Source organism: Xenorhabdus sp. NBAII XenSa04 (assembly GCF_963866145.1).
In the GTDB taxonomy this organism is placed as follows: domain Bacteria; phylum Pseudomonadota; class Gammaproteobacteria; order Enterobacterales; family Enterobacteriaceae; genus Xenorhabdus; species Xenorhabdus indica.
Window position 1 is genome coordinate 88,587 of sequence record NZ_CAWMEB010000079.1, and the last position, 7,742, is coordinate 96,328.

A 7,742-nucleotide genomic window follows, 5' to 3' on the forward strand; every position below is an offset into this window, starting at 1 on the left:
AAAGGATTACTTATTTATTATGTATCATGTTATTGCTGCAACAACTAACCCTGCGAAGATAAAAGCGATTAGCCTTGCATTTGATGATGTTTTTGGCCCAGGAACATACCGTATAGAAGATGTCAATGTAGACAGTAGCGTCCCTCAACAGCCAATTGGTAATACCGAAACTCGTACTGGTGCTCGTCATCGGGTTATGGCAGCTCGTCAGGTTCGGCCGGAAGCCGATTTCTGGGTCGGTGTTGAAGCCGGAATCGAAGATGACATGACTTTTGCCTGGATGGTTATCGAGTATAAGCAAATCCGGGGTGAATCGCGTTCTGCCAGTCTGATGCTGCCTGAAAAGGTACTGGAAGGCATTCGTGAGGGACGTGAACTTGGTCACGAAATGGCTTATCTGACCGGTGTTGATAACATCAAACAAAAAGGTGGGGCCATTGGCTTTTTCACCAATGGCATCCTGACTCGTACTAGTGTTTACCATCAGGCACTGATACTGGCTCTCGTTCCTATCCATCATGAAATTTATAAAGAATTGAACAATCAACCTTAATGGCATAATGACAATAGCATAACTACCGGAGGCCATAATGATATGGCCTCTGTTAGTGATTATTTAACCACCATTACCAAAACAGATATCGTCAGAACAGCTATTATTATAACCGATTTACTTCAATAACTGCGCCTCCAGCCACTCTTTGACGTGGGCTGACGCTGATTTCAAACTATTCGAGCCACGAGTGATTGTTGCAATCCCAACACTAAGTTCGTTTTTGAGTTCGCGTTGACTCATTTGCCCACGCATCAACTCTTGAATAATTCGAACTCTGGTTGATAACGCTGTACGTTCATCGGGTGTCAATAATAACTGTAAAATTTGATGTTGCAAATTTTGTTCAAATGCCGTTTGTAATAACTCGACAAAAGCAAGCCAGTCATCGCCATCTTCCGGGGAAAGTGCCGGATCAATCAAATGATTTTGTGTCATAATCTATAGCCATACTATTTAACTAGTACAAAATCATATCACAATTAGATCTGAAATCAGTAACGTCTTTGCCATTCAGCTTCAGTCAACACATTAGATAATTTCCCCATGAAATTATGATAGAACACATCATAAGCCAGCACATTTTTGACGTAAGAGCGTGTTTCAGAAAAAGGAATACTTTCAATAAAAGCGATAGCATCAATGTTTCCCGCACTATTGGTTAACCAACGTTCGACATTTCTGGGGCCTGCGTTATAGGCAGCACTGGCGAGAATACGGTTATTACCAAAATTCTGATAAATCGATTCCAGATATGCAGTGCCAATTTTGATATTTATGGCCGGGTTCATTAATTGGCTGCGGCTGACATAGCCATCAATTTTTTTGCTCTTTACCGTATGTTCTGCTGTTTTGGGCATCAGTTGCATTAATCCGCTCGCTCCTTTTGAAGACTGGGCTTGTGGGTCCCAGGCGCTTTCCTGTCGCGCAATAGCCATTGCATAACTTTGTGAAATACTTTTATCTGAAGTAAAGTGAGCAAATTCATTTTGCCACGCTAAAGGAAAACGTTCTTCGAGATGATCCCACATCTTGCCGGTGATCGTCGCCTGAACACTCAGCGCAGGCCAATTTTGCTCAAACGCATAACGAGCCAGTTGTTCTTGTTTAGTGCTGTTCTGCGAAGAAACTAAGTTGATCCATTCTGAGCGGGCCAGATCATCCATATTCCAATACATTAATTCACGGACCCGCTTAATCTGCGGTAACTTCGTGATGGAAGCATCAGGTCTTTCTGACTTATTGATCACCAGAGGATAGGGCATATGTAATTTCTGTGCTGCTACCATAGGGTAGAAACCACGATGCTCCATCAATTTACGTAATATGGCGTCTCCTTCCTTTTTCTTACCGGTATTCAGCAGGACAATCGCACGCCAATATTGCCATTCATCTTTTTGCAGGACATTTTTAGGTAACAAGTTTAACCATTCCGCCAGTCCTTTTTCATCGGCATCCCGTAGCGCCAAACGAGTACGACGTTCAATCAGGGCGCTGGAGTGTGAGTCTTGTATTGCATTATCCCGCCATTTTGCTTGCTCTGGTGTAATATCTCCCATTAATTGCCATGCCACGATGTCCTTTAATCTCTGTCTTTCCAGGTTATTCATTTTTTGTGCTCGTGCAATGGCGGTGAGACTGAGTCTGGCCTGCTCAGCATCTTTACGGGCAAAATGAGAAAAGGCATTGATGACCATGGAACGGGTGAAGTCAGTTGGTCTTATTGTTCTGGCAAAGTATTCAACAGATGCGGGGTTACTTTGCAATTTCAGTAAATGAGTTCTTAAGTTGCGATAATTCAAGGGCAAGCGCTTGATAAGATAACTCGCCAGGGTTGCATTATTCTCCTCTACTGCTAATTCGATACGCTGCAATATTAAACTTACGGATAAGTGTCCGGAGCGTTCCCAGACATTCAACAAATTATCGCAATCATCGGGCAATGAGTTGCCACGTAACCAAATTTCCTTAGCGCCTTTCCAGGCAGCTTTCTGGTTTCCTATTGCCCACTTAGCAAAGTAATAATTACAACGTGCTGCTACGGTATTGGGTGCATTGGGACTGAATGCCAGAATGCCATACCAATCTCCGTCATTTGCCAGAGAATTGATGTATCGGGATGACAGAGAATGAGCGGGTGGCAGGGTCGGGTAAGTGGTCATGAAGTGACGAATCTGCTGAGGAGAAACAATTTTCAGGTTATGAACTAATTGACGATACTCCAGATAAGGATACAAAGGGTAATCCTTTAATGTTGGCATCAACCGATCAACTTCTGCCATATTTTTCGCATCCCACGCGAGTTTTATTGCCTGATAGCGCTCCCGCTGAGCATCCAGAGAGTCTGCATGAGCCATGCCAATAACAGAAGCCAGACTAACAGTCATTATAAAATGCTGCCATTTACTTATAGTCACATACTCCTCCAGAAGATTGACCGGTAGTGAACGAGATATAAATTGTTTTAATTATAATAATATTGATGTGATTTATCACAACGATGAGCGTAATTGAACATAATGCTAAACAGGCAGCAACACGATCGGCAAAATTTAAGGTAAAATACCCTATCCAAGCCCCACAAGCGTAAACTAATATTAAATATTTCCTTAATTATCAAAAAGGTACATTACTTTGGCTCAATATGTTTATAGTATGCACCGGGTTGGAAAAATTGTTCCCCCGAAAAGGCATATTCTGAAAAATATTTCCTTAAGTTTTTTCCCTGGAGCAAAAATCGGTGTTCTTGGTCTGAATGGTGCTGGTAAATCGACCTTACTGCGTATCATGGCAGGTATTGATAAAGATATTGAGGGGGAAGCACGTCCACAACCGGGCATCAAAATTGGTTATTTGCCGCAGGAGCCTAAACTCAATCCTGAACATACCGTTCGTGAAGCGGTGGAAGAAGCTGTCAGCGAAGTTAAAAATGCACTGACACGCCTTGATGAAGTTTATGCTGCTTATGCTGATCCAGATGCAGATTTTGACAAACTGGCTAAAGAACAAGGCGAACTGGAAGCGATTATCCAGTCTCATGACGGTCATAATCTGGATAACCAACTTGAACGAGCGGCTAACGCTCTGCGTTTGCCAGCATGGGATGCTAAAATTGAGCACCTGTCCGGGGGAGAACGTCGCCGTGTTGCGATTTGTCGCCTGTTGCTGGAAAAACCAGACATGCTATTGCTTGACGAACCGACCAACCACCTTGATGCTGAATCTGTAGCGTGGCTGGAGCGCTTCCTGCACGATTATGAAGGTACTGTCGTTGCTATTACTCACGACCGTTACTTCCTCGATAATGTTGCGGGCTGGATCTTGGAACTTGACCGTGGCGAAGGTATTCCATGGGAAGGTAACTATTCTTCGTGGCTGGAACAGAAAGATGCTCGTCTGGCACAAGAAGCCTCAACAGAAGCTGCTCGTCGTAAATCTATTGAGAAAGAACTGGAATGGGTTCGTCAGAATCCGAAAGGACGTCAGGCCAAAGGTAAGGCTCGTCTGGCTCGATTTGAAGAACTCAATAACGTTGAATACCAGAAACGTAACGAAACCAGTGAATTGTTTATTCCGCCTGGGCCAAGGATGGGGGACAAGGTACTGGAAGTGAGTAACCTGACTAAATCTTATGGTGATCGAGTTCTGATTGATAACCTGAGTTTCTCTCTGCCAAAAGGGGCGATTGTTGGGATTATCGGCCCGAACGGTGCGGGTAAATCAACTCTGTTCCGTATGTTGTCTGGTCAGGAACAACCGGATTCCGGCTCAATCACTTTGGGTGAGACGGTGAAACTGGCTTCCGTTGATCAGTTCCGCGATAACATGGATGACAAAAAGACAGTATGGGAAGAAGTGTCCGGCGGGCAGGATATTATGCGCATCGGTAGCTTTGAGATCCCAAGCCGTGCTTATGTAGGCCGCTTTAACTTTAAAGGTGTGGATCAAGGCAAGCGCGTTGGCGAATTGTCCGGTGGTGAGCGTGGTCGTCTGCATCTGGCGAAACTTCTGCAAGTAGGCGGTAACATGTTGTTGCTGGACGAACCAACCAATGATCTGGATATCGAAACTCTGCGCGCACTGGAAAATGCGCTGTTGGAATTCCCAGGTTGTGCAATGGTTATTTCCCATGACCGTTGGTTCCTTGACCGTATTGCAACACACATCATTGATTATCAAGATGAAGGTAAGGTAAGTTTCTTTGAAGGAAACTTCAGCGAATACGAGGATTACAAGAAGCGGACACTGGGCGCTGAAGCACTGGAGCCTCATCGTATTAAGTATAAGAAAATCAGTAAATAAGATTTATACTCTAGGATTTCAAGATGCAGCGCGACGGCAAGGGAGTGACAAATTCGTCAGGAACTAAAACTTGAAAGACGACGGGTATATTCAGTGAAGATAAGAAACGGCCTGATATCAGGCCGTTTTCGCTCTTTTAAGGAAACATACAGTTATGACACCATAACTCTTTGCTCTTGGAAGGATTCATAAGTTTTAATGACTTTACCTCTTTCTAGAGTAATCATACTATCAGCGTATTGAATCAGGCGCTTATCTTGAGAGGCGATCACGACTGTGCCTTTCTGCTCATGTGCGATAAATTTAAAGATATCAACAAACATCTTTAATTCTTGATGGTTTAAGTGACGAGTCGGTTCATCTGCAAATAGATACTCAGGTCTTCTTACGAGTGCTTTTGCCATAGCAGCTCGTTGTCTTTCGTTTTCAGAAAGCTCTCCTGGATAGTAACGGCTCTTGTCACTTAATTTCACAATATCTAACGATTTCTGTGCAATTCTTACCGCTTGTTCTTGAGAAAGAGATAACCCGTAAGAGTTGGATAATAACAAGTTATCTAATAGCGTAAGCTCACTGGATAAATTAAAATCCTGAAAAATAAACCCACTATTTTTCGAATGAAATTGACCTAACTCGGAATCACTCATTAGTTTTAGCTTGTTATTATTGATTAATACATCTCCTTGATCTGGTTGTAACATACCCGAAGCAATCGATAGCAATATGCTGTTGGTTGATGTCTTCGGCCCTGTTATCAAAGTAATTTCACCTGGTATAATAGAAAATGTGATGTCTGAAATCATTTCATAATTAACTGTATTATCAGTTAGACCATATGAAATATTGATAACTTCAATCGATTTAAATTGATTTAAGTTCATATTCTCAACACAATTAGGTTAAAAAGTTAAAGCTTTTTCCTTAAATATGTTATCTAAATTTATTGGCGGCTTATTAATATCAATAAGACATTGTACAAGTTTAAATAGTTCACGCATGAAATATCTCGACAATACAAAACTTATGTCAATTATTATTTACAATTATTATATAATAAATGAGATATTTCTTAGTCTTAGAGTTAAATGTTAACGATATCCGCTATGACTGAGAAGAAGATAACATAAATAAAAAGGTATAAATTATTCTGTTTTTATTCCAATTTTATAATAAGGAAAAAAGTCATTTTACTCATGTCAAAAGGCTAATATTTTTTACATCACCTCCATCCTTAATAAAAATCACACGGAAATTATGTGGTTTTTGTTGATAATAAATGAATTTTATATAGATAAATCAATAGGTCCGTTAATTAAATGACTTATTTCTCGACAATTCAAGCCTAAACAGTAAAACCTAAGCATCAAAAAATATTATTATCACAATTTATTTTATTACTGATGAAAAAATAACACAATGAAATATTTAATTATAGAGTGTTTTAGAATAAAACATGAAATAACAAAAATTACTATAGAAAATAAATCATCTTAATTAATCATTATATAGTAACCATTCAGGTTATTAGTATATATGTCCTAATTTTTCAAGTTGCCGCCTGGTTATCTGCGCTTATTTATCTGCTTTATCTGTCATTGCGGCTACTTGAAATCTATTGATATAAAAATGAGTTATGCCATTAACATTTCCTGAACAAGTTCAACACAGCGAAGAAAACGTTGATCATAATCAGGTGAGTTAACACAGACATAATCAATGTTATTTTTTTCCAACAAGCTTTTAAGCAATTGCTGAAACTCTTTACGTTCTTGTTCATTGCCCAGGCTTCTCAGTCCATCCGCTACCCAGGGAGTGTTATTTTCTAAGAGAATGACCAGATCAAATCGATATTCATCAATCATTGCCTGAACAAAGGGATGTTCTTTCCCTTCATAGCGTTTGCAAAATGCCTGTGTTGTGACAAAGTCAGTATCAATAAAGGCGACTTTGTTGGCATATTTTATTGAAAAATCAATGTATTGTGCTTGACCTAAAGCGATTTTATCGTAATCGGAGTATTGCAGAGCCATTTCATCTCCTCCTAAATGAGAAAATACATACTCACGCCCATACTCCCACGCACTTGTCGTGTTAAACATATTCGCCAGTTTGTTTACCAACGTAGATTTCCCACTTGATTCACCACCAAGGATAGCGACAGTACGCACAAAAAACGGCTTCACTTCTGTCGGAATATATTCCCAATAGTGGAAAGGAGCCTGCCGTATCTGACTTCCACTGATATTCATGAATGAACGTTGTGGGTCAATAAGGATAGTTTCAATGCCAAAATGCTCTTTATAGCATGGGACATCCTGTGCTTCGCTGGAATAGATATAGTCAGGATTAATACCTTTTGTGGACATGAATCGTTTTGTACTTTGGCTCCAGGATTCCCAACCGTGTGGATAGGGCTCCATACCTTGCTCATCAAAAGCATGGATGTGGATATTTTTTTGGTATTTAAACGTTTGCAACAGCCATCTCAGACGGTCACTGACCGTAGGCTGTTGAGACATTGAGCTATTGATAAATAGCTCCCGATCCCGTAACTCGTCATAGCAGAGAATGACGTGCAATTCATCGACTTGGCTGGATGCTCGCTGGATCAAATAAATATGCCCGGTATGTAACGGGTAAAATTTACCAAACACGACACCGATAGTTTTCTTTTCCATAGGGTACGCCAATCCTAAATATTGATGAAGAGATGCTAATTTCTGCGCGCTCGGACTTTTTATCTTGCCGTTAATAAGTTGGCTTAAGTAGCCTTTTGTCATACCGCATGCATCAGCGACTTGCTGTAGTGTGTGATTCGCCTCTTTGATCACCTCTTTTAAATAGTCAAACTGTCCCATACACCCTCCTTGTTTAGTATACTAAACAA

At 40.8% G+C, this 7,742-nt stretch carries 6 protein-coding genes; 2 read left to right on the forward strand and 4 right to left on the reverse strand.

Going from position 1 to position 7,742, the window contains the following annotated elements:
- Positions 1-19: 19 nt before the first annotated feature.
- Complete coding sequence (yjjX, locus tag AAC147_RS04235) at positions 20-553, forward strand: inosine/xanthosine triphosphatase (RefSeq protein ID WP_038184016.1); 534 nt, start codon at positions 20-22, stop codon at positions 551-553.
- Between the two features lie 117 nt (positions 554-670).
- On the opposite strand, the gene trpR is transcribed toward yjjX, so the two are convergent.
- Positions 671-991 carry a trp operon repressor gene (gene trpR, locus AAC147_RS04240; protein WP_047679149.1) on the reverse strand — a complete coding sequence of 107 codons (321 nt, stop codon included), beginning with the start codon at positions 989-991 and terminating at the stop codon, positions 671-673.
- A 56-nt stretch (positions 992-1,047) separates the two neighbouring features.
- Positions 1,048-2,964, reverse strand: coding sequence for a murein transglycosylase (gene sltY / locus AAC147_RS04245; protein WP_047679173.1), 1,917 nt, complete (start codon positions 2,962-2,964; stop codon positions 1,048-1,050).
- A gap of 223 nt (positions 2,965-3,187) precedes the next feature.
- Here sltY and ettA point away from each other — a divergent pair, with 223 nt between their 5' ends.
- Positions 3,188-4,855, forward strand: a complete 1,668-nt coding sequence (gene ettA, locus AAC147_RS04250; RefSeq protein ID WP_047679151.1) for an energy-dependent translational throttle protein EttA — start codon at positions 3,188-3,190, stop codon at positions 4,853-4,855.
- Positions 4,856-5,007: 152 nt separating this feature from the next.
- Here the strand turns inward: ettA and AAC147_RS04255 are convergent, their stop codons facing one another.
- Both AAC147_RS04255 and nadR read right to left on the reverse strand, forming a co-directional pair.
- Positions 5,008-5,736 carry an ATP-binding cassette domain-containing protein gene (locus AAC147_RS04255; RefSeq protein WP_047679153.1) on the reverse strand — a complete coding sequence of 243 codons (729 nt, stop codon included), beginning with the start codon at positions 5,734-5,736 and terminating at the stop codon, positions 5,008-5,010.
- A gap of 750 nt (positions 5,737-6,486) precedes the next feature.
- Positions 6,487-7,713, reverse strand: coding sequence for a multifunctional transcriptional regulator/nicotinamide-nucleotide adenylyltransferase/ribosylnicotinamide kinase NadR (gene nadR / locus AAC147_RS04260; RefSeq protein ID WP_047679155.1), 1,227 nt, complete (start codon positions 7,711-7,713; stop codon positions 6,487-6,489).
- Between the last annotated feature and the right edge of the window lie 29 nt (positions 7,714-7,742).

Bases quoted from the DNA above. Each gene is read 5' to 3' on its own strand.
- yjjX (WP_038184016.1), top strand. From the start codon at position 20: ATGTATCATGTTATTGCTGCAACAACTAACCCTGCGAAGATAAAAGCG.
- trpR (WP_047679149.1), bottom strand. From the start codon at position 991: ATGACACAAAATCATTTGATTGATCCGGCACTTTCCCCGGAAGATGGC.
- AAC147_RS04255 (WP_047679153.1), bottom strand. From the start codon at position 5,736: ATGAACTTAAATCAATTTAAATCGATTGAAGTTATCAATATTTCATAT.
- nadR (WP_047679155.1), bottom strand. From the start codon at position 7,713: ATGGGACAGTTTGACTATTTAAAAGAGGTGATCAAAGAGGCGAATCAC.